Consider the following 20,091-nt stretch of genomic DNA (forward strand, 5'->3'; position numbering starts at 1 on the left):
TCCCACGTCGTCCCCGGAGCACCTCCCCCCAGCCTCTCGGGGTGGCCTCAGGGTCACCCCAGGGTCCGTTCGGGGGTTGTCCTCCTTACGGCGTATCCCCAGGGCGGAGAAGGATGAGACCCAAGGACGTTCCGGGGAGCCACCGCCCGGGCCTACGTTCGAGGAGTCCACCCACCCCTGCTTCTCACGAGGACGACACATGATCGAGGCACACGGCCTGACCAAGCGGTACGGGCCGAAGACGGCGGTGGACGGCATCAGCTTCACCGTCCAGCCCGGGAAGGTGACCGGCTTCCTCGGCCCGAACGGCGCCGGGAAGTCGACGACGATGCGCATGATCGTCGGGCTCGACCGCCCGACGCAGGGCACCGTCACCGTGAACGGCCGGCCGTACGCCCAGCACCGGTCGCCCCTCGTCGAGGTCGGCGCGCTGCTCGAGGCCAAGGCCGTGCACACCGGACGCTCGGCCGCGAACCACCTCGCGGCCCTCGGCGCGACCCACGGCATCGGCAGGGCGCGCGTGCAGGAGGTCATCGAGATGACCGGCCTGCAGACCGTCGCCAAGAAGCGCGTCGGCGGCTTCTCGCTCGGCATGGGCCAGCGGCTCGGCATCGCGTCGGCCCTGCTCGGCGACCCCCGCACACTCATCCTCGACGAGCCCGTCAACGGCCTCGACCCCGAGGGCGTGCTCTGGGTCCGCAACCTCGTGCGCTACCTCGCGTCCGAGGGCCGCACGGTGTTCCTGTCCTCGCACCTCATGAGCGAGATGGCCCTCACGGCCGACCACCTCATCGTGATCGGGCGCGGGCGGATCATCGCCGACGCCCCCGTCCAGGACGTCATCAACCGGGCGACGAGCACGACCGTGCGCGTCCGCAGCCCGCACGCCACACAGCTCGTCGAGCTCCTGCGCAGCGCCGACGTCACCGTGACGACGACCGAGCCCGGTCTGCTCGAGATCACGGGCGCGTCCGCCGAGGCCATCGGCGAGACCGCCGCCTCGAACCGTCTCGTGCTGCACGAGCTCACCCCCCTGAGCGGCTCGCTCGAGGACGCCTACATGCAGCTCACCGCCGACCAGGTCGAGTACCACTCGGTCGGGGCCGGCGAGTCCACCGTCCGCGCAGCAGCCCAGGAGCAGGCCCGATGAGCACCCTGACCAAGCCGACGAGCGCAGCACCGACCGTGCCGCCGCACGCCGCCCGCGCCCACCTGTCGTTCCCGCACCTCGTGCGATCCGAGTGGATCAAGCTCTGGACCGTCCGGTCGACCTACTGGATCCTGCCGCTCACGGTCCTCGCGTTCGTGGGCATCAGCTTCCTCGTCGCGTTCTTCTCGACGCGTCCCGACGCGCAGGCCAACGGTGCGCCGCCCATGGACGCCAGCTTCCTGCTGAGCCCGGGCGTGTACTTCGGCCAGCTCGCCATCGTGGTGCTCGCCGTGCTCACGATCACGGGCGAGTACTCGACCGGGATGATCCGCTCCACGTTCGCCGCCGCACCCGCGCGGCTGCCCGTGCTGGCCGCCAAGCTCCTCGTCGTCCTCGTCGTGTCGTTCCTGACCGGCGCCGTCGCGACCGCGCTGACGTGGCTGGTGACCCGGCCGGTGCTGGGCGACGAGCACGCGATCGACCTCGGTTCCGCGGAGACGCAGCGGATCCTGCTCGGCGCACCGCTGTACCTCACGGCCATCGCGCTGTTCGCCTTCGCGCTCGGCGCGCTGCTCCGGCACTCGGCGGCGGCCCTCGCGACCGTCCTCGGGCTGCTGCTCGTCGTCGAGACCGTCTTCTCGGCGATCCCGACGGACTTCTTCCGCAACACCGCGCCGTTCCTGCCCGGGACCGCCGGTCAGCGCCTCACGGCGTCGCAGCAGTTCATGGACATGACGGCGCAGATGTCCGACGCGCCGCAGCTCACCCCGTGGCAGGGCTTCGGGGTCCTCCTGGCGTGGGGCGTGGTCATCCTCGCCGCCGCCGCGGTGCTCGTGCGTCGGAGGGACGCCTGAGCCAACCCGCGCCGTGGGCGCCGCACCGGGAGGAGGGTCCCGGGGCGGCGCCCTCCGGCGTGCCCCTGCTGCTCGACGAGCTCGACGCGCGACCGGTCGGCCCCGTGCGGCGGTGGCTGCGCCGGAACCCGGTGGCGACCGACTGGCTCGTCGCCGCGTTCTTCGCCGTCCCCGCGTTCGCGGGCGCCCTCGCGCACCGTCCGGCCGCTCCCGCGCTGGTCCTCGCCCTCGCGGGGACCGGCGCGGTGCTCGCCCGGCGGCGGGCACCCCTGTGGTCGGTCGGGGCGGTCACCATCCTCGGGCTCGTCTCGTTCGGTCTGCACGGCGGGCTCAACGGCTTCGACGTCGGGCTCGGGCTCGCGCTGTACGCGGTCGCGACGCAGTGCACGCCGCGACAGGCCGGGGTCGCGGTGGTCGTGCCGACGCTCCTCCTGACCGGTGCGACGTTCCTGTGGGCACCGCCGCAGACGCGCGGCGTCGAGATCGCCGGGCTCGCGTTCGTCGTGCTCGTCGGCACCGCGACCGGCGTCGGCGTCCGCAACCGGCGGCTGCACGGCCGGGCGATCGTCGAGCGCGGGCACGCCCTGACCCGTGAGGCCGAGCAGCGTGCCCAGCTCGCGACCGCCGAGGAGCGGGCCAGGATCGCGCGCGAGATGCACGACGTGGTCGCGCACAGCCTCTCCGTCATGATCGCGCTCGCCGACGGGGCCGCGGCCGCCGTCCCCCGCTCGCCCGCGAGCGCGCAGGCGGCCATCACGCAGGTCTCCGAGACCGGGCGTGCCGCGCTCACCGACATGCGGCGCGTCCTCGGCGTGCTGCGTGACGACGACGCGTCGTACGGCCCCCCGCCGGGCGGCACGGACCTCGCCGCGCTCGTCGAGGGCTACCGTCGCGCGGGGCTGCCCGCGCACCTGACGGTGGCCGGCACCGCGCTGCCGCGGGACACGGGGCTGCAGCTCGCGGTCTACCGGATCGTGCAGGAGGCGCTCACGAACGCGCTGCGGCACACGCGCGGCACCGGGCACGTCGAGGCGCGCGTCACCCGCACGGACGGGACGGTCGAGATCGAGGTCACCGACGACGGCGGCGTCACCCACCCGGGTGGACCGCCGCCCACGCCCGGCAGCGGCCGGGGCATCATCGGGATGCGCGAGCGCGCCGCGATCTACGGCGGGACCGTCGAGGCGGGACCGTCGGGTCCGGGCTGGCGGGTCCGCACGGCACTGCACTGGGACGAGGAGAGCACGTGAGCGACGGTCGCACGGACGGCACCCCGACGAGCCGGGGACGCACGCGCGTCCTGCTCGCGGACGACCAGGCGCTGCTGCGCATGGGCTTCCGGCTCGTGCTCGAGGCGGAGGACGACCTCGAGGTCGTCGGCGAGGCCGGCGACGGGACCGAGGCGGTGCGGCTGACGGCGGAGCTCTCACCCGACGTGGTCCTCATGGACGTGCGGATGCCGGGGCTCAACGGCATCGAGGCGACCGAGCAGGTCGTGGCCTCGGGTGCGTGCACGCGCGTGCTCATCCTGACGACGTTCGACCTCGACGAGTACGCGTTCGCGGCGCTGCGGGCCGGGGCCAGCGGCTTCATGCTGAAGGACGCCCGCCCCGCCGAGCTCGTCTCGGCGATCCGCGCCGTCGCGACGGGGGACGCGGTGGTCTCGCCGCGGGTCACGCGCCGCATGCTCGAGATGTTCTCCGACGCGCTGCCCGCGGCGGGGCAGCAGCCGCCCGCACCCCACCCGGCGCACGCGCTGCTCGCCCAGCTCACGGCCCGCGAGGCCGAGGTGCTCGGTGCGGTCGCCGAGGGGTTGTCGAACAACGAGATCGCGCTGCGCCTGTACCTCTCCGAGGCGACGGTCAAGACCCACGTCGGCCGCATCCTCGCGAAGCTCGGCGTGCGTGACCGCGTGCAGGCGGTGGTGCTCGCGTACGAGTCGGGTCTCGTGGGGCGCTGAGCGGGCCGTGGCGGCGCGACGACAGGGCTGCGCGCGGCACAGGTCGACCGCCTAGGCTCGCCCGTGCCGGTGGCCCTCCCACCGCGGCAGAGACGAGGAACGCGCATGCCCGACGCCCCCACGACCGCAGCCTCCCCGACCCGCGCCCGCCCGGCGCCGGTGCGCGCGGCGGTGCTGCGGACCGAGCGCGTCGCCGAGCAGCTCGTGCGGGTCGTCCTCGGCGGGCCCGGGCTGCGTGCCGTCCATGCGCCGACCCACGCCGACTCCTACGTGAAGGTCGTCTTCGTGCCGCCGGCCGCGCTCGCCGCCGCGTCCGAGCGGCCCGACGGCCGCGTCGACCTCGACGCGCTGCGCGCCTCGCTGCCCGCCGAGGACCAGCCGCGCGTGCGCGCGTACACGGTGCGGGCCTTCGACGCCGCGTCGGCCGAGCTCACGATCGACGTCGTCGTGCACGGCGACGAGGGGGTCGCCGGCCCGTGGGCCGCCTCCGCCCGGCCGGGCGACGAGGTCCTGCTCCTCGGGCCCGGCGGCGCGTACAGCCCGGACCCGGCGGCCGACCGCTACCTGCTCGTGGGCGACGCGAGCGCCCTGCCCGCGGTCGCGGTGGTGCTCGAGCGGCTCGCTGCTGAGCACCCCGACGCGGTCGGTGACGCGATCCTCGAAGTGCACGGCCCGGGCGACGAGCTCCCGCTGACCGCACCCGCGGGCGTCCGCGTCCGGTGGGTGCACCAGGGCACGGGCGTCGTCGGGCTGCGGCTCGTCGAGGCCGTGCGCGACCTCGCGTGGCCGGACGGCCGGGTCGACGCGTTCGTGCACGGCGAGGCGGGGACGGTCAAGGAGCTCCGTCACCACCTGCGGGTCGAGCGAGGACTCCCGCGCACGGGGCTGTCCATCTCGGGGTACTGGCGCCTCGGCGCCGCCGACGAGGACTGGCGCGCGTCCAAGAAGGACTGGGCGCGGTCGATCGAGGATGCCGAGCAGGCGGCAGGGCTCGACTGAGCCGGCGCCGCCGGGAGCGACGGGTGCCCGGGCGGGCGGAGCTGCCGCCGGTCGGCGAGGCCCCGTCGAGACCGGCAGGTCACCGGTCCCGCGCGCCTGCGGGTGATCCGGTGGCACCGCACACCCAGGCGCCTGACAGCGCACCACCCGCTCCCCTACGGTGCTCCTGGCGCTCCCGCACGGATGCGTCTCGCCGTGGGAAAGGGCCGTCGTGCGTTACCTGCCGTACCTCCTCGAGCTGGCACTGCTGGTGTACTGCCTGATCGACTGCATCCAGACCGACTCGGTGCTCGTGCGCAACCTGCCCAAGCCGCTGTGGGTGCTGCTCATCGTCGTCGTGCCGATCGTGGGCGCGATCGCGTGGCTCGTCGCCGGCCGCCCCGAGCGCAGCGCCCGCTCCCGGAACGTCCCGTGGCCGAGCACCGCGACCGCGGGCTTCCCGGAGTACGAGCGGCCCCGGCCGCTCGCTCCGGACGACGACCCCGAGTTCCTCGCGAGCGTGCGGAGGTCCGACGACACGCACGAGCGGATGCTGCGCGACTGGGAGGCGGACCTGCGGGCACGCGAGCGGCGCTTCGACGACACGCCTCCGGACGCGGACCCGGACCGCCCGGACGCGCCGCCCGCACGACCGTGAGCCCTACGCCGGCCGCGACGGCAGCCACCAGCCCCGGAAGGACCCCGTGAGCGAGCCGCAGGACCGGACCCCGGAGGACGCCGGCGCGAGCCCGACGGCGGAGCCGCGCTGGCTGACCCCCGCCGAGCGCGGCGCGTGGCTCGCGCTCTCGGCCATGACCATCACGCTGCCGGGCGCGCTCGACGCCCAGCTCCAGCGGGACGCCGGGCTGTCGTTCTACGAGTACATGGTGCTCGCGATGCTCTCGGAGCAGCCCGACCGGACGCTGCGGATGAGCGAGCTCGCGCAGCTGACCAACGGCTCGCTGTCGCGCCTCTCGCACGTCGCCAAGCGGCTCGAGCGGGCCGGCTTCATCCGCCGGGAGCGCTCGACGGTCGACGCCCGCGCGACCAACGCGATCCTGACCGACGAGGGCCTCGCGAAGACCGTCGGCAGTGCGCCGGGACACGTCGAGGAGGCCCGCCGGCTCGTCATCGACGCCCTCGCGCCGGACCAGCTCGAGCAGCTGCGCGCGATCGGTGCCGCCGTGATGAGCCGGGTGGACCCGGGGTCGACGTTCCCCTCGGAGCCGGCGCCCGACGCGTCCGCGCGCTGACGGCAGCGGGTCGGGCGCCGCTCGCCCGGATGACGGCGTCCCGGCCCGCCGCACCACCCTGCTCCGGCCCAGCCCCGCCCTGCCCGGCCGCCCCGCCCCCTCGGACGCTCCCTCAGGCGGCGTCCCCCACGGCGGCGAGCCACGCGCGCGGCGAGCAGCCGAGCACCTGGGTGAAGGCCCGCGAGAACGACGGCGGGCTCGCGTAGCCGAGCTCCGCCGCGACGGCCGCCACCGACGCGCCCGCGCGCAGCCGGTCCTGCGCCACGGTCAGCCGCCAGCGCGTCACGTACTCGGCGGGCGGCTGCCCGACGGCCTCCCGGAAGCGCGCGGCGAACGCACTGCGCGACATGGTCGCCTCGCGGGCCATCGTGGTGAGCGTCCACGGCCGGCCCGGGGACTCGTGCACGGCGACGAGTGTGCGGGCGAGGCGCTCGTCGGCGAGGCCCGGCAGCAGCCCCGCGGGCAGCGCGAGGTCCTCGGTGTGGTCGAGCAGCCAACGGAACAGCTGGACGAGCACGACCTCGAACAGCCGGTCCGCGACGACGCGGCTGCCGCAGCGCACGGCGTCGACCTCGGCGAACAGCAGGTCCAGCGCGGTGCCGAGGCCGGCGACCGCGTCGAGCGGGATCACGAGCACGGGCGGCAGCGTCCGGACGAGCGGGTGGGTCGCGCCGCCGTCGAAGTCGAGCGTCGCGCACGCGAAGTCGGCGCCCTCCGTGGGTGCGGTGCGGAAGGCGTGCTCGAGCGGCCGCGGGTAGAGCAGCAGGCTGGGCCTGTCGACGTGCACCGTCTCGAGCCGGCCGCCGGGACCCTGGTGCGTCAGGTCCATCTCGCCGTCGCGCAGCACGTGCAGGAACCCACGACCGGGCTGCGCGGCGAACGTCGTGACCCCGCACAGCGGCCCGGCGTGGAACAGGCGCGTGCGCACTCGGAAGCGGTCGAGCAGGGGCGAGAGCCGGTCGAGGTGGGGCACCCGACCACTGTGCCAGGTCGCTGGACGATCTGGTACGTACCGCGGAGCATCTGCCTCTTTTCGTCCGGCCGGACACGGCAGCCTAGGAGCACGTCGCCACCCGGACCGGGCAGCGACACCGCACCACGACACCGCACCACGACACCAGGAGAACACCATGTCGCACGTCCCCCTCGTCGCCCGCGAGTCCGCGACCGGCACCGTCCGCGCGCAGCTCGACGAGATCCACGGCGCGTTCGGCACCGTGCCCACGATGTTCCGGGCCGTCGCGCAGTCCCCCGCCGCGCTCACCAGCCTGTGGGGCTCGTTCGGGGCGCTCGCGGGCGGCACGCTCGGCGCCGCCGTCGGCGAGCAGATCGCGGTCGCCGTCGCGAACCGCAACGCGTGCGAGTACTGCCTCGCCGCGCACACCGCGCTCGGGCGCAAGGCCGGCGTGTCGCGCGAGGCGCTCGCCGCCGCGCAGGACGGCGACTCCGACGACCCCCGCACCGCGGCGCTGCTCCGTTTCGCACTGACCGTGGTGGAGCAGCGCGGCCAGGTCACCGCCGAGGACGTCCAGGCCGTCCGCGACCAGGGCTGGGGCGACGAGCACGTCGTCGAGGTCCTCGCGCACGTGGCGCTCAACCTGTTCACGAACTACGTGAACATCGCGCTCGCCGTGCCCGTCGACTTCCCCGTGGTCGGGCTGCGCCGCGCGGGCTGACCCGGGCCGACGGCACCGGCGAGGTGCGCGTGCCCACCGGCGGCGTGCGACGGGCGCCTGTACCCGCGGCAGGGTGCAGAGCAGGCCCGGCGCCGGTGACCCGGCGCCCGTGACCCGGCATCGTGCCGGTGCCCCCGGCGGGGTTCGAACCCGCACTGGACCGGGTTTAAGCCGGTTGCCTCTGCCGGTTGGGCTACGGGGGCCGCGCTCATCCTGCCAGGCGCAGGACGCAGCGCGGCCCCCGTGCCGGCAGGACACGGGGGCCGCGCTCGTCGTGCGGTGCGCTCAGGCCTTCGACGCGTCGCCCGTCCCGGTCGGGTCGGACGCCGGGGACCCGGCCGAGGTCAGCGCCGAGGACGCACCGGGCGGGTTCTCGTCCGCGCGGCCGTGCGACGTGACCGCGGCGGCGTCCGGGCCGCCGGAGTCGGCCGCGTGCTCGGGCGAGGACTCGCGCTTCGTCGCGGCGTTGTCGGCCTCGACACCGCCCGCCTTCGGCTTCGGCGGGGCGGCTGCGGCCTTGAACTCGGCGCGCGGGTCCTGCAGCGCACCGAGCGCGACGACCTCGCGGCGCAGCAGCAGCGAACCCGTCCAGCCGGCCATGATGCGGATCTTGCGGTTCACGGTCGGCATCGCGAACACGTGGTACGTGCGGTGCAGGACCCACGCCGGGAAGCCGCGGACCTTGATCTTGCCGAACATCTGCGCGACGCCCTTGTACATGCCGAGCGACGCGACCGCACCGACGTTGCGGTGCTTGTACTCCGTGACGGGCGCCGAGCTCAGCACGCGCGCGAGGTTGTCGCCCAGGTGGTTGCCCTCGCGCAGCGCGTGCTGGGCGTTCGGCGGGCAGAACTTGCCGGGGTTGTACAGGTCGGGCACCGCGGCGCAGTCGCCGGCGGCGTACGCGTCGGCGACGACGTTGCCGTTCTCGTCGGCCACCTGGAGCGTCGGCAGGCAGATGACGCGGCCCATCTTGTCCAGGGGGAGGTCCGAGTTCTGCAGCACCGGGTTGGCCTTGACGCCGGCGGTCCACACGATGGTCTCGGAGTCGAACTCGACACCGCTCGACAGCACGACGTGACCGTCGACGCACGAGCTCAGGAACGTCGAGAGGTGGATCTCGATGTCGCGCTTGCGGAGCTGCTCGAGCGTGTACCCGCCGAGCTCCTCGCTGACCTCGGGGAGGATGCGCGGCGAGCCCTCGACGAGCACGAACCGCAGCTCCTCCTGCTCGATGGCGCCGTAGTACCGGACGGCCGCACGGGCCATGTCCTCGACCTCGGCGAGCGCCTCGACACCGGCGAACCCACCGCCGACGAACGTGAACGTCAGCATCTTCTTGCGCAGGTCCGGGTCCCAGGTGCTCGACGCGAGGTCGATGCGCCCGAGCACGTGGTTGCGGACGGCGATGGCCTCCTCGACGTTCTTGAAGCCGATCGCCATGTCCGCGAGGCCGGGGATGGGCAGCGTGCGCGCGACCGAGCCGAGGCCGACGACGAGGTGGTCGTACGTGATCCAGTACGAGTCGCCCTCGGCGGGCGTGATCTGCACGGTGCGGTCCGCGTGCCGGATCTCGGTGACCTTGCCCTGCAGGACGTCGACGTGCTTGAACGCGCGACGGTGCGGTGCGACGACGTTGCGCGGGTCGATGCTGCCGGCGGCGGCCTCGGGCAGGAACGGCGCGTAGGTCATGTAGGGACGCGGGTCGACGACGACGATGGCCGCCTCACGCTTGCCGAGCCGCTTGCGCAGCCGCCGAGCCGCGTACAGGCCGACGGTGCCGCCCCCGAGGACGACGACACGGGGGACCTTGCGAGGCTTCCCGCGCTGCCCCGCGTGGGCGCTGTCGGGGCCTGTGCGAGGCCCGCTGTCCACCGTGGTCGACGCATCGTGAGACATGGAATCACGGTAACGCCGCCCGTTGGCCGCAGCGAGCGCGCGGCCCGTGATCCTGGGCACAGCGCCCGCTCGTGCGGGGCGCCCCCGGGGACCCGCGCCGAGCGGGCGGGCGACGCCGCACGTCGGCGCCCGGTGCGTCGCCCGGCCCTGCGTCAGGGCTGCGACGAGGGCTCCGCCGCCGCGGTGGGGTCGACGCCGGCGGTCCCGGCGCCGGCCTGGCCCGCGCCGTCGCCCGTGCCGGCACCGGCCGTCGTCGGCTCCGGGGTCGACGGGGTCGACGGGGTCGACGGGGTCACGGTGCTCGGGGTATCGCCGGGAAGCACGAGGGACGGCGCCTTGGCGAACGGCATCGGCGGCGTGCGGCTCTCGCCGACCAGGACGTACCCGGCGTCCTCGTCCCACTCGAACTCGCTGCTGGGCGCTCCCCTCAGCGGGAAGACGTTCCAGCGCTGGCGCCCGTCGACGTCCGCGACCGCCACGAACGACCACGGCTCCCGCACGCCCGGCAGCGCCCAGTCGGACTGGCCGTCGTCGAACGTGGTGCGCACGGCGCGGCCCCGGTCGTCGTAGACCTGGACGTCGCGGAGCGGGTTGCCCTGCGCGTCGTACACGAAGAGATTGCTCACCGGCACGCCGTCGACCACGACGCCGTCCTGCGGCACGGTCGCGCCCGGCAGCGTCTGCGTCTCGTAGACCACGTGGACGCGCTCGGTGTCCGCGCTCACGGTGCCGACCACCGGGAGGACGGCGAGCGCCGCGACGACCGTCGCCGCCCCGCGGACCCACCGGCCCGCCCCACCGGGCTGCCACAGCCCGCGACCCCACTGCACGCTCACGACGGTCAGCGCGGCGAGCGCGACCCAGCCGCCGAACGAGCGCGGCATCCAGACGAGCTCGGACCCGGTGAGGACCCCGCGCAGCACCTGGTAGAGCACCCAGGCGCGGGCGAACCACGCGAGCGGCAGCATGCTGCGGGCGAGCTCCTCGAACGGTCCCCACCAGGGCTGCGGGCGCAGCGCCGCGAGAGCACGGTCGGCCTGCTCGCGTGCGAACCGCGCCGGGCGCGCGAGCGCCTGGCTCACTGCGCCGGCCGGCGCGCCCGGCTCAGGCAGGCCCGCGGACGTGCGGAGCTCGGCGGCATAGGCCCGCGGGTCGCCGAACCGCGCGACGAGGTCGTGCTCGCCGGCCCCGGCCCCGCGCGCGTCGTGGTCGGCGACCGCGTCGGCGAGGTCCGCCTCGAGGCCGTCCGTCAGGTCCTCGACCTGCTCGGCCGAGAGCCCCGCGAGATGGCGCCGCACCGCCGCCGCGTAGCCGGCGACGTCGGCCGCGTGGGTCCCCGTGCTGGTGCTCATCGCACACCCTCCGTCGTGAGCAGGCGCGACATGGTCCGCGCGAACTCGTGCCAGTCCTTGCGCTGCGCGTCGAGCATCGCCCGGCCCTGAGCGTTGATGCCGTAGTACTTGCGGTGCGGGCCCTCGTCGCTCGGGACGACGTAGGACGTCAGCGCGCCCGACGAGTAGAGCCGGCGCAGCGTCCCGTACACCGAGGCGTCACCGACCTCCTCGAGCCCCGCGGCGCGCAGCCGGCGGACGACGTCGTACCCGTAGCCGTCCTCCTCGGCGACCACGGCGAGCACCGCGACGTCGAGGACCCCCTTGAGCAGCTGCGTCGTGTCCATGGCCGTCCTCCCCGGTCGCGCGCCGGTGACCCCGGACCCGCAGTCGGCACAGTACTGCATAGTGCGCAGTACCGGCCAGAAGGCGCTACCCGGGCGCGGCGCGCCGCTCAGCGCTCCGCGGCGCTCCAGGCGATGCCGTCGAGGATGTCGTGCTCGGAGGTCACCACGTGCGTGAGCTCGCCCCCGGCCGCAGCCACGTCGTCGCGCACGCGGGCGACCACGTCGTGCCACACGAGCGCTCCGGCGCCGATCACGTCGACCCGGCCCGGGTGCATGAACCCGAGCGCCGCACGCGACGCACGGTCGCGCGCGAGCAGGTCGTCGCACGCCGCGAGGACCTGCTCGACCGGCAGGACCGACCCGTCGATGCGTGCCGGGTCGTACGCGGGCAGGCCGAGCGCGTGCGCGGTCACGGTCGTCACCGAGCCGGCCAGGCCGACGAGGGTCACGGCCTTGCCGAGCGGGACGACGCCCGCCGCGACGTCGAGCGCAGCCGCGACGTCGGCCCGCGCCGCCGCGACCTCGGCGCCCGTCGGGGGGTCGCTGCGCAGGTGGCGCTCCGTGAGCCGGACGCAGCCCACGTCCATCGAGTACGCGGCCTCGGGCGTGTCCGTGCCGAGCACGAGCTCGGTCGAGCCGCCGCCGAGGTCGACGACGAGGAACGGTCCCGGGTGCCGGCCCGCGAGCACGCCCGTCGCCCCGCGGAACGACAGGGCCGCCTCCTCCTCGCCCTCGACGACCTCCGGCTCGACGCCCAGCGCGTCGCGCACGCCGGCCACGAAGTCCGCACGGTTCTCGGCGTCCCGCGAGGCGGACGTCGCGACGAAGCGGATCCGCTCGACGCCGAGCGCGCTGCACACCGCGCCGTACCGGGTGGCCGCGTCGAGCGTGCGGGCGAGCGCCTCAGGGGCGATCCGGCCCGTGCGGTCGACCCCCTGGCCGAGGCGGACGACCTCCATGCGGCGGTCGAGGTCCACGAGGGTCCCCGCCTCGACGTCGACGTCCGCGACGAGGAGTCGGATGGAGTTGGTCCCGCAGTCGATGGCAGCCACACGCGTCATGGCGGCATCCTCGCACCCGGCGCCGCCGGGCGCCGTGCCCGCTCAGCAGGTGCAGCGGTCCGGGCGCCACGCGCCGCGCAGCAGCACGAGCACCTCGTCGCCCACGGGGTTGACGCCCGGGCCGGCCGCGAGCGCGTGCCCGACGAGGACGTGCAGGCACTTCACGCGGGTCGGCATGCCGCCCGCCGAGACGCCCGCGATCTCCGGGACGTCGCCGAGCGCCTCCCGGTCGCGCAGGTAGGCCTCGTGCGCGCCGCGGTACGCGCGCGCGAGCGCGTCGTCCTCCGCGAGGCGCGCCGTCAGCTCCTTCATCAGGCCGCTCGCCTCGAGCGTCGACACGGCCGCCACCGCGGGCGGGCAGGTCAGGTAGTACGTCGTCGGGAACGGCGTGCCGTCGTCCAGGCGCGGCGCGGTCCGCACGACGAGCGGGCGCCCGCACACGCAGCGCGCGGCGATGCCGACGACCCCGCGCGGCGGGCGGCCGAGCTGCTCGGCGAGCACGGCGACGTCGGCCCTGGACACTTCGGGCGCGTCGGTCCGCGCGCGCGGGACGTCGCTCGGGTCGACGGTGCCGACGGCGGGGTTCTCGCTCACGGGACGTCCGTTCGGGCTCGCCCCCGCGCGGCGGGGGTCGGTGGTCAGGGGGTCGCGGCCGGCTCGTCGCCGGCCGGCGCCTGCTCATTGTCCCCCGGCGCGGGCTGCGTCCCGTCCGCCTCCGGCTCGAGCGTGGCCTCCCCGGCGATCCGGACCGAGTCCCAGACCACCGAGTACCAGGGCTGCGTCGAGTCGTCGCCGAGCACCGGCCCGCTGCCCTGCGCCGCGATCTCCGGGGCCGTCGGCTCGGGCACGATCTCGGGGTCGCGGACCCGGTAGGCCGTCTCGCCGGGCAGCACGAACGCGAGCCGGTCGCGCGCCTGCGCGATCACGTACTGCTCGTCGTCCCACCGCGCGAGGTCCGCCTCGAGGTCCTCGTTGCGCTGACGCGCCTCGGCGACCTTGAGGTGCAGCTGCTCGAGCTCGACGCGCTGCGCGAGGTAGGAGCGCAGGGTCGGGAAGACGAGGATGAACGCGAGCAGGCTCACGACGCCCAGGACCATGACGCGTACCGTGAACAGCCGCGGCACGCGGACCTGCACGCTCTCGGTGCGGGGCACCCCGCGGGGCGGCGTCGACGCTCCGCGCGACGCGGGGCGAGGGGACGACGGGCGGGTCGCCGCGCGTGGCGTGACCGGCGTCGACCCGGTGCGAGGCACGGGCGGGCGTCCGCTCACGACGCGGTTCGCCCCCGTGCGCGGTCCGCTCGGCCGCGACGCGGCTCCCCCCGCCCGCGAGCCGGCGCCCTTGCCCGGGCTCGGCGAGGCAGGGCGGCGCGGGGACATGCGTCGATTGTGCCCCGGGCCGGGCCGCACGCAGCGCAGGCGGGCCGCCGGCCGTGTCCGTCACCCGTCCGTGGCAGACGAGCCGGGGCCGGACGCGCCGGAGGCCGGCGACCACGTGGGTCGCCGGCCTCCGGGTGCCGCAGCGTCAGGCGCTCACGAGCGCCGCCGCCTCAGGCGCAGGGCTCAGGCCTGCTTCCAGCGCGGGAACGCGCTCGCACCGGCGTAGCGGCCGGCGTCGTCCAGCTCCTCCTCGATGCGGAGCAGCTGGTTGTACTTGTTGATCCGCTCGCCGCGCGCCGAGGCGCCCGTCTTGATCTGGCCGGAGTTCGTCGCGACGGCCAGGTCGGCGATGGTGGTGTCCTCGGTCTCGCCGGAGCGGTGCGAGATCATCGTCGTGAAGCCGTTGCGCTGCGCGAGCGTCACGGCGTCGAGCGTCTCGGTGAGCGTGCCGATCTGGTTGAGCTTGACGAGCAGCGAGTTCGCCGAGCGGAGCTCGATGCCCTTGGCCAGGCGGACCGGGTTGGTGACGAACAGGTCGTCCCCGACGATCTGCACCTTGTCGCCGACCTCACCCATCAGGTGCGCCCAGGCGTCCCACTCGTCCTCGGACAGCGGGTCCTCGATGGAGACCAGCGGGTAGTCCGTCACGAGCTGCTTGTAGTAGGCGACGAGCTCCTCGGTGCCGACCGCGCGGCCCTCGAACTGGTAGGCGCCGTCCCGGAAGAACTCGGTGGCCGCGACGTCGAGCGCGAGACCGACGTCCTTGCCGGGGACGAAGCCGGCCTTCTCGATCGCCGTGATGATCAGGTCGAGCGCGGCGCGGTTGCTCGGCAGGTTCGGCGCGAAGCCGCCCTCGTCGCCGAGGCCCGTCGAGAGGCCCTCGCTCTTGAGGACCGACTTGAGCGAGTGGTAGACCTCCGTGCCGGTGCGCAGGGCCTCACGGAACGTGCCCTGGCCGATGGGCGCGACCATGAACTCCTGGATGTCGACGTTGGAGTCGGCGTGCGACCCACCGTTGAGGATGTTCATCATCGGGACCGGCAGGACGTGCGCGTTCGGGCCGCCGACGTAGCGGAAGAGCGGCAGGTCGACCGAGTCGGCCGCGGCCTTGGCGACCGCGAGCGAGACGCCGAGAATCGCGTTGGCGCCGAGCTTGCCCTTGTTGGGCGTGCCGTCCAGGTCGATGAGGGCCTGGTCGACGAGGCGCTGCTCGGTGGCCTCGAAGCCGATGAGCTCGGGCGCGATGTCGTCGATCACGGCGTTGACCGCGTCCTCGACACCCTTGCCCAGGTAGCGGTCCTTGACGCCGTCACGGCGCTCGACGGCCTCGAACGCCCCGGTGGACGCGCCCGAGGGCACGGCAGCGCGGGCGATGGTGCCGTCGTCGAGAGCGACCTCGACCTCGACAGTGGGGTTGCCGCGAGAATCCAGGATCTCGCGGGCGCCGACGGCCTCGATGCTGGCCATGGGTGCTCCTTCGACAGACGGGTGGGTTTGCGCCCTCAGCCTAGTGCCGTCCTGACGACCCCGTGGTGGGACCTTGGACAGGTGGACACCCACCCGTCCGCGACACGTGCGACGGACCCCCGCCCGGAGGGGTCCGGGCGGGGGTTCGACGGCATGTCGACGGGACTGCGGGGCGGCGCGCGTCGGGCGCGTCGCGGGTCGCGGGTCGCGGGTCGCGGGTCGCGGGTCGCGGCGTCAGCCCACGTACGACTTGACCCCCGCGAGGATCTGGGCGAGGCCCTTCTTGGCGTCCGCGAGCAGCATGCTCGTCCTCGGGTCGCCGTAGAGCTCGTTGTCGAGCCCCGCGTACCCGTGCCCGAGCGAGCGCTTGATCACGACGACCGAGCGGGCGTGGTCGACGTCGAGGATCGGCATCCCCGAGATCGCGTTGCCCGGCCGGCGCGCCGCGGGGTTCGTGACGTCGTTCGCGCCCACGACGAGCGCGACGTCGGCGGTCTCGAACTCCGGGTTGACCTCGTCCATCTCGAGCAGCTGCGGGTAGGGCACGTCCGCCTCCGCGAGCAGCACGTTCATGTGCCCGGGCATGCGGCCGGCGACCGGGTGCACCGCGTAGTAGACCGTGATGCCGCGGTCGGTGAGCAGCTGGCCGAGCTCGCCGCACTCGCGCTGGGCCTGGGCGGCGGCGAGGCCGTAACCGGGGACGATGATGACCTTGCGGGCGTACGCGAGCTGGATCGCGACGTCCTCGGCGCCGACGCGTCGGACCTCGAGGCCCTCCGGCCCGGCCGCTGCGTCGTCGCCCGCGGCCGCGTCACCCGTGCCGAACCCGCCGACCATGATCGAGAGCACCGAGCGGTTCATCGCCTCGGCCATCTGCTGGGTGAGGATCGCGCCGCTCGCGCCGACCAGGGCGCCCGCGACGATCATGATCTGGTTGTCGACGACGAAGCCCGCCATCGCGACCGCGAGCCCGGTGAACGCGTTGAGCAGCGAGACGACGACGGGCATGTCCGCGCCGCCGATCGGCAGCACCATGAGCACGCCGAACGCGAGCGCCGCGAGCACCACGACCCACAGCAGCCACGCGCTGGGGCTCCCGACGACCCCGACGCCCCCGACGAGCGCGACCGCGGCGGACACGATGCTCGCGAGTCGTGAGCCGGGGAACGCGACGGGTGCACCGGAGACCCAGCCCTGGAGCTTCCCGGCCGCGACCAGCGACCCCGAGAACGTCACCGCACCGATGACCACGTCGAGCACGACCGGCACGCAGACGCCCGCGGTCAGCGTGCCGTCGCCGTGCAGGCGCAGGAAGTCGACGATGCCGACGACCGCCGCCGCGCCGCCGCCGACCGCGTTGAACACGGACACGAGCTGCGGCATCGCGGTCATCTGCACGCGGCGCGCGCCCACGAGCCCGGCGAGGGAGCCGACGACCGTCCCCGCCAGGAGCGCCACGCCCGCGACCGGGACGACACCGCCCTGCTCGCCCTCCCCCACGAGGACCAGCGCGACGGTCGCGAGCACCGCCGCCACCATGCCGGACGCCGAGAGCAGGTTGCCCCGCCGCGCGGTCGCCGGGGATCGCATGAGGTGCAGGCCGAGCACGAAGGTCACGGCCGCACCCAGGTAGACGACGCGCACGACGGCGTCCAGCAGCGGGAGCGCCTCGCCGTTCATCGCGCCGCCCCGTACTCGGTCGGGGCGGCGTCCGGGGCAGCGGCGACCGGCCTCGGGCGGGCCCGGAACATCTCGAGCATCCGGTCGGTCACGACGTACCCGCCGACCACGTTCATCGCGGCGAACGCCGCGGCGACGAACGTCAGGACGTACGCGAGCGGGTCGTCGGCGACGGCCGCGACGAGGATCGCACCCACGAGCACGACGCCGTGGATCGAGTTCGCGCCGGACATCATCGGCGTGTGCAGCGTCGCGGGGATCTTGCTGATCACCTCGAAGCCGACGAGCAGCGCGAGGACGAACAGGGCCAGGTTGCTGAGCAGCTCGGCGCTCATGTCACACCCCTTCCGGGCGGGTCGTGGCGGCCGGGGCGTCCGCCGGGTCCGTGCGGCGCACCCAGACGGCGCCCGCCACCTCGTCCTGCGGGTCGAGCGCGAGCGCGCCGTCGCGGACCACCGCGGCGAGCAGCGCCGTGACGTTGCGTGCGTAGGCGGCGGACGCGCCGGTCGGCATCCCGGACGGCAGGTCACCGGCCCCGATCACCGTGACGCCGCCGTCGGTCAGCACGCGCTGCCCGGGGACGGAGCCCTCGACGTTGCCCCCGCGCGGCCCGGACGCGAGGTCGACGACGACCGATCCGGGCCGCATCGCGGCGAGGTTCTCGGCCGTGACGAGCACGGGCGGGCGCCCACCGGGCACCTGGGCGGTCGCGATCACCACGTCGAACGTGCGGATCTGCTGCCCGAGCTCGGCCTGCTGGAGCGCCTGCTCCTCGGGGGTCAGCGCCCGGGCGTAGCCGCCCTCGCCCGCTCCGGCCGTCACGGACGTCCGCAGGAAGCCGGCGCCGAGCGACGTGACCTCCTCGCGGGCCGCGGGACGCACGTCGTAGCCGCTGACCTGCGCACCGAGGCGGCGGGCCGTCCCGATCGCCTGCAGGCCGGCGACGCCGGCGCCGAGCACGAGGACCGTCGCGGGGCGCGCGGTCCCGGCGGCCGTGATCATCATCGGGACGTACCGGCCGAACGCCTCCGCGGCGACGAGCGCCGCGCGGTACCCCGCGACGGCCGCCTGGGAGCTGAGCGCGTCCATGGTCTGCGCCCGCGAGAGCGTGCGCGGGAGCAGGTCGAGCGACAGCACGACGACCCCGCGGTCGGCGAGCGCGTCGAGCCCCGCCCGGGCGTCGCCGCGCGCGTCGAGCAGCCCGATCAGCACCTGCCCGGGTCGCAGCCGGTCGAGCACCGCCGGCTCGGGGCGGCGCACGGCGAGGACGACGTCGGCCGCGGCGAGCACGGCGTCGAGCGCGTCGACCTTGGCGCCCGCGGCGACGTACGCGTCGTCGGGGTGGAACGCCCCCGCGCCCGCGCCGGACTCGAGGAGCACCTCGTAGCCCTCCGCGACGAGCCGGGTCACGACCTCGGGGACGAGCGCGACGCGCTGCTCCCCCGCCGCGCGCTCCACGAGCGCCGCCACTGTCAGTGCCGTCGTCATGCGCCCTCGCTCCCACCCGTGCGGGCCGCGCGCCTGTGCGTCGCGACGGCCCGGCTGCCGTCCCCCTACGGTGACATCGTGGCGCGCGGCGTGTCGCCCGACCCCGGACCTCCGTCCTGGGAAAGCGGCTTCCTACTGCGCGGCGGAAGAGCGCTCGATCTGCTGGACCTGCTGCTCGACACCGCGGACCGCCGCGCGCAGCGCCGACTCGGCGTCGACGCCGAGCTCGTCGGCCGTCGCGACGAGCTCGAGCAGCCGTCGCCCGACCTCGGCCTCCTGCCACCCGGCTGCGGTCGGGTCGGCGGGCGACGTGACCTGGGCCTCGGCGCGCCAGCCGGTGGCCGCCGCACCCCCGAGCTCGAGACCGGCACGGCGCGCCCGGCCGAGCACCTTCTGGCCCCGGGCGAGCGCACCGAGCGCCAGCGGGATCCCCTCGAGCACCGACGACCGCTGCTTCTCCGCCTGCTTGATCCGGTCCCACTGCACGTGCAGGTCGCCCGTCCCGGTCGGCGCTCCCGCGCCCGCGCCGTCACCGGTCTCGGCACGCCCGCCGGCACCCTCGCGCGCACCCGTGGACGCCGCCGCGCCACCGCCGTCGGTCCCGAACACGTGCGGGTGACGCCGCACGAGCTTGGCGGTGATCCCGCGCGCGACGTCGTCGAGGTCGAACGGCTCGGTCGGGTGCTCCTGCGCGATGCGCGCGTGGAAGACGACCTGGAGCAGCAGGTCCCCGAGCTCCTCGCGCAGGTCGGCGCGGTCGCCGGCCTCGGCCGCCTCGGCGACCTCGTAGGCCTCCTCGAGCGCGTACGGCACGAGGCTCGTGTGGGTCTGCTGCGCGTCCCACGGGCACCCGCCCGGCGAGCGCAGCCGGTCCATCGTCGCGACGAGCTCGCGCACCCCGTCCCCGGACCGGCCCCCCGCGCCGGCGGCGGTCACTCGACCGCGGTCTCGTCGTCGCTCGTCACGAGCCACGGCCGGTCGACCGCGACGAGCTCGTTGGCCTCGTCGACGGCGCCGAACCGCGGGCTGACCTCGACGTCGAGCTCGCCGAGCTCGAGCTGCAGGTCGGGGACGAGCGTCTGCGCGTCCGGGAGCGCCGTCAGCTGCTCCCAGACGAGCAGGTACCGCGAGACCGCGACCGCCGGCTCGCCGAACTCGTCCGTGGTCGGCTCGTCGAGCTGGGCGGCCGCGTCGGTGAGCTGTGCGCGCGCCGCCTGGTCGGAGACCGCGACGCCGTGCTCCTGGGCGAACGCGCGGATCGTGGGCTCCTGGACGAGCACCGCGAGCACGTTCTGGGACGTCGCCCCCTCGAAGAACGGCGAGAGCTGCTCGACGGCGGTGTGCACGTCCTCGACCGCGATCACGCGACCGTCGACGACCGCCGCGGCACCCGGCTGCCCGGCGCACCCCGTGAGCGTCACCGCGGTCACGAGCCCCAGGACCGCGCCCGCGCGCCGCCGTGCCCGCCGGCGCGTGCCGGTCCACCGGCCTGCGTGCTCGTCCGGAACCGTCGTCACCGTCGTCACCCTGGGACCTCCCGCGTCGTCGCTCGTGGATCGGGGCCCATC

21 protein-coding genes and 1 tRNA gene are annotated in these 20,091 nt (G+C 75.1%); 8 read left to right on the forward strand and 14 right to left on the reverse strand.

Annotated features, from left to right (window positions below; translation table 11 throughout):
• Window positions 1-199 precede the first annotated feature (199 nt).
• The 7 genes from ACWFNE_RS18000 (at window position 200) to ACWFNE_RS18030 (ending at window position 6,195) form a co-directional block, all read left to right on the forward strand.
• Window positions 200-1,150 carry an ABC transporter ATP-binding protein gene (locus ACWFNE_RS18000; protein ID WP_452123795.1) on the forward strand — a complete coding sequence of 317 codons (951 nt, stop codon included), beginning with the start codon at window positions 200-202 and terminating at the stop codon, window positions 1,148-1,150.
• Window positions 1,147-2,004, forward strand: coding sequence for an ABC transporter permease subunit (locus tag ACWFNE_RS18005; protein ID WP_452123796.1), 858 nt, complete (start codon window positions 1,147-1,149; stop codon window positions 2,002-2,004). Before ACWFNE_RS18000 ends, ACWFNE_RS18005 begins: the two co-directional genes overlap by 4 nt.
• A 59-nt stretch (window positions 2,005-2,063) precedes the next feature.
• Window positions 2,064-3,254 carry a sensor histidine kinase gene (locus tag ACWFNE_RS18010; RefSeq protein WP_452123797.1) on the forward strand — a complete coding sequence of 397 codons (1,191 nt, stop codon included), beginning with the start codon at window positions 2,064-2,066 and terminating at the stop codon, window positions 3,252-3,254.
• Window positions 3,251-3,964: a response regulator gene (locus tag ACWFNE_RS18015; RefSeq protein ID WP_452123798.1), complete on the forward strand. Its 714-nt coding sequence runs from the start codon at window positions 3,251-3,253 to the stop codon at window positions 3,962-3,964. Before ACWFNE_RS18010 ends, ACWFNE_RS18015 begins: the two co-directional genes overlap by 4 nt.
• A 105-nt stretch (window positions 3,965-4,069) precedes the next feature.
• Entirely contained in the window at window positions 4,070-4,963 is an 894-nt protein-coding gene (locus ACWFNE_RS18020; RefSeq protein ID WP_452123799.1) for a siderophore-interacting protein, read from the forward strand.
• Between the two features lie 211 nt (window positions 4,964-5,174).
• On the forward strand, window positions 5,175-5,600 hold the full coding sequence (locus ACWFNE_RS18025; RefSeq protein WP_452123800.1) for a PLDc N-terminal domain-containing protein: 426 nt from the start codon (window positions 5,175-5,177) through the stop codon (window positions 5,598-5,600).
• A gap of 46 nt (window positions 5,601-5,646) precedes the next feature.
• The gene (locus ACWFNE_RS18030) at window positions 5,647-6,195 is read left to right on the forward strand and encodes a MarR family winged helix-turn-helix transcriptional regulator (protein ID WP_452123801.1); all 549 of its coding nucleotides are present in this window, start codon (window positions 5,647-5,649) and stop codon (window positions 6,193-6,195) included.
• 112 nt (window positions 6,196-6,307) lie between these two features.
• On the opposite strand, the gene ACWFNE_RS18035 is transcribed toward ACWFNE_RS18030, so the two are convergent.
• On the reverse strand, window positions 6,308-7,168 hold the full coding sequence (locus ACWFNE_RS18035; RefSeq protein WP_452123802.1) for an AraC family transcriptional regulator: 861 nt from the start codon (window positions 7,166-7,168) through the stop codon (window positions 6,308-6,310).
• Between the two features lie 157 nt (window positions 7,169-7,325).
• On the opposite strand from ACWFNE_RS18035, the gene ACWFNE_RS18040 reads away from it, so the two are divergent.
• On the forward strand, window positions 7,326-7,871 hold the full coding sequence (locus ACWFNE_RS18040) for a carboxymuconolactone decarboxylase family protein (protein WP_452123803.1): 546 nt from the start codon (window positions 7,326-7,328) through the stop codon (window positions 7,869-7,871).
• A gap of 129 nt (window positions 7,872-8,000) precedes the next feature.
• On the opposite strand, the gene ACWFNE_RS18045 is transcribed toward ACWFNE_RS18040, so the two are convergent.
• From ACWFNE_RS18045 to ACWFNE_RS18105, 13 genes are all read right to left on the reverse strand, one after another.
• A tRNA-Leu gene (locus tag ACWFNE_RS18045) sits at window positions 8,001-8,074 on the reverse strand.
• Between the two features lie 82 nt (window positions 8,075-8,156).
• Complete coding sequence (locus tag ACWFNE_RS18050; RefSeq protein ID WP_452123804.1) at window positions 8,157-9,770, reverse strand: NAD(P)/FAD-dependent oxidoreductase; 1,614 nt, start codon at window positions 9,768-9,770, stop codon at window positions 8,157-8,159.
• A 152-nt stretch (window positions 9,771-9,922) separates the two neighbouring features.
• Window positions 9,923-11,122 carry an HAAS signaling domain-containing protein gene (locus ACWFNE_RS18055; RefSeq protein ID WP_452123805.1) on the reverse strand — a complete coding sequence of 400 codons (1,200 nt, stop codon included), beginning with the start codon at window positions 11,120-11,122 and terminating at the stop codon, window positions 9,923-9,925.
• Complete coding sequence (locus ACWFNE_RS18060) at window positions 11,119-11,448, reverse strand: PadR family transcriptional regulator (protein ID WP_258724040.1); 330 nt, start codon at window positions 11,446-11,448, stop codon at window positions 11,119-11,121. Before ACWFNE_RS18060 ends, ACWFNE_RS18055 begins: the two co-directional genes overlap by 4 nt.
• Before the next feature lie 107 nt (window positions 11,449-11,555).
• A complete protein-coding gene (locus ACWFNE_RS18065; protein ID WP_452123806.1) occupies window positions 11,556-12,509 on the reverse strand; it encodes a Ppx/GppA phosphatase family protein in 954 nt (317 codons plus the stop codon).
• A 42-nt stretch (window positions 12,510-12,551) separates the two neighbouring features.
• Complete coding sequence (locus tag ACWFNE_RS18070; RefSeq protein ID WP_452123908.1) at window positions 12,552-13,031, reverse strand: DUF501 domain-containing protein; 480 nt, start codon at window positions 13,029-13,031, stop codon at window positions 12,552-12,554.
• Between the two features lie 116 nt (window positions 13,032-13,147).
• Window positions 13,148-13,663 (reverse strand): FtsB family cell division protein, encoded by a 516-nt coding sequence (locus ACWFNE_RS18075; RefSeq protein WP_452123807.1) that lies wholly within the window; start codon window positions 13,661-13,663, stop codon window positions 13,148-13,150.
• A 408-nt stretch (window positions 13,664-14,071) separates the two neighbouring features.
• A complete protein-coding gene (eno, locus tag ACWFNE_RS18080; RefSeq protein ID WP_452123808.1) occupies window positions 14,072-15,355 on the reverse strand; it encodes a phosphopyruvate hydratase in 1,284 nt (427 codons plus the stop codon).
• 234 nt (window positions 15,356-15,589) lie between these two features.
• Window positions 15,590-17,035 carry an NAD(P)(+) transhydrogenase (Re/Si-specific) subunit beta gene (locus ACWFNE_RS18085; RefSeq protein WP_452123809.1) on the reverse strand — a complete coding sequence of 482 codons (1,446 nt, stop codon included), beginning with the start codon at window positions 17,033-17,035 and terminating at the stop codon, window positions 15,590-15,592.
• On the reverse strand, window positions 17,032-17,370 hold the full coding sequence (locus ACWFNE_RS18090; RefSeq protein WP_452123810.1) for an NAD(P) transhydrogenase subunit alpha: 339 nt from the start codon (window positions 17,368-17,370) through the stop codon (window positions 17,032-17,034). The genes ACWFNE_RS18085 and ACWFNE_RS18090 overlap by 4 nt, the downstream gene beginning before the upstream one ends.
• 1 nt (window position 17,371) lies before the next feature.
• Window positions 17,372-18,523, reverse strand: a complete 1,152-nt coding sequence (locus tag ACWFNE_RS18095; protein WP_452123811.1) for an NAD(P) transhydrogenase subunit alpha — start codon at window positions 18,521-18,523, stop codon at window positions 17,372-17,374.
• Between the two features lie 132 nt (window positions 18,524-18,655).
• Window positions 18,656-19,420, reverse strand: a complete 765-nt coding sequence (locus tag ACWFNE_RS18100; RefSeq protein ID WP_452123812.1) for a MazG family protein — start codon at window positions 19,418-19,420, stop codon at window positions 18,656-18,658.
• A 35-nt stretch (window positions 19,421-19,455) separates the two neighbouring features.
• Window positions 19,456-20,040 carry a hypothetical protein gene (locus tag ACWFNE_RS18105; RefSeq protein WP_452123813.1) on the reverse strand — a complete coding sequence of 195 codons (585 nt, stop codon included), beginning with the start codon at window positions 20,038-20,040 and terminating at the stop codon, window positions 19,456-19,458.
• Between the last annotated feature and the right edge of the window lie 51 nt (window positions 20,041-20,091).

The sequence above is a fragment of the Cellulomonas sp. NPDC055163 genome (assembly GCF_053607065.1).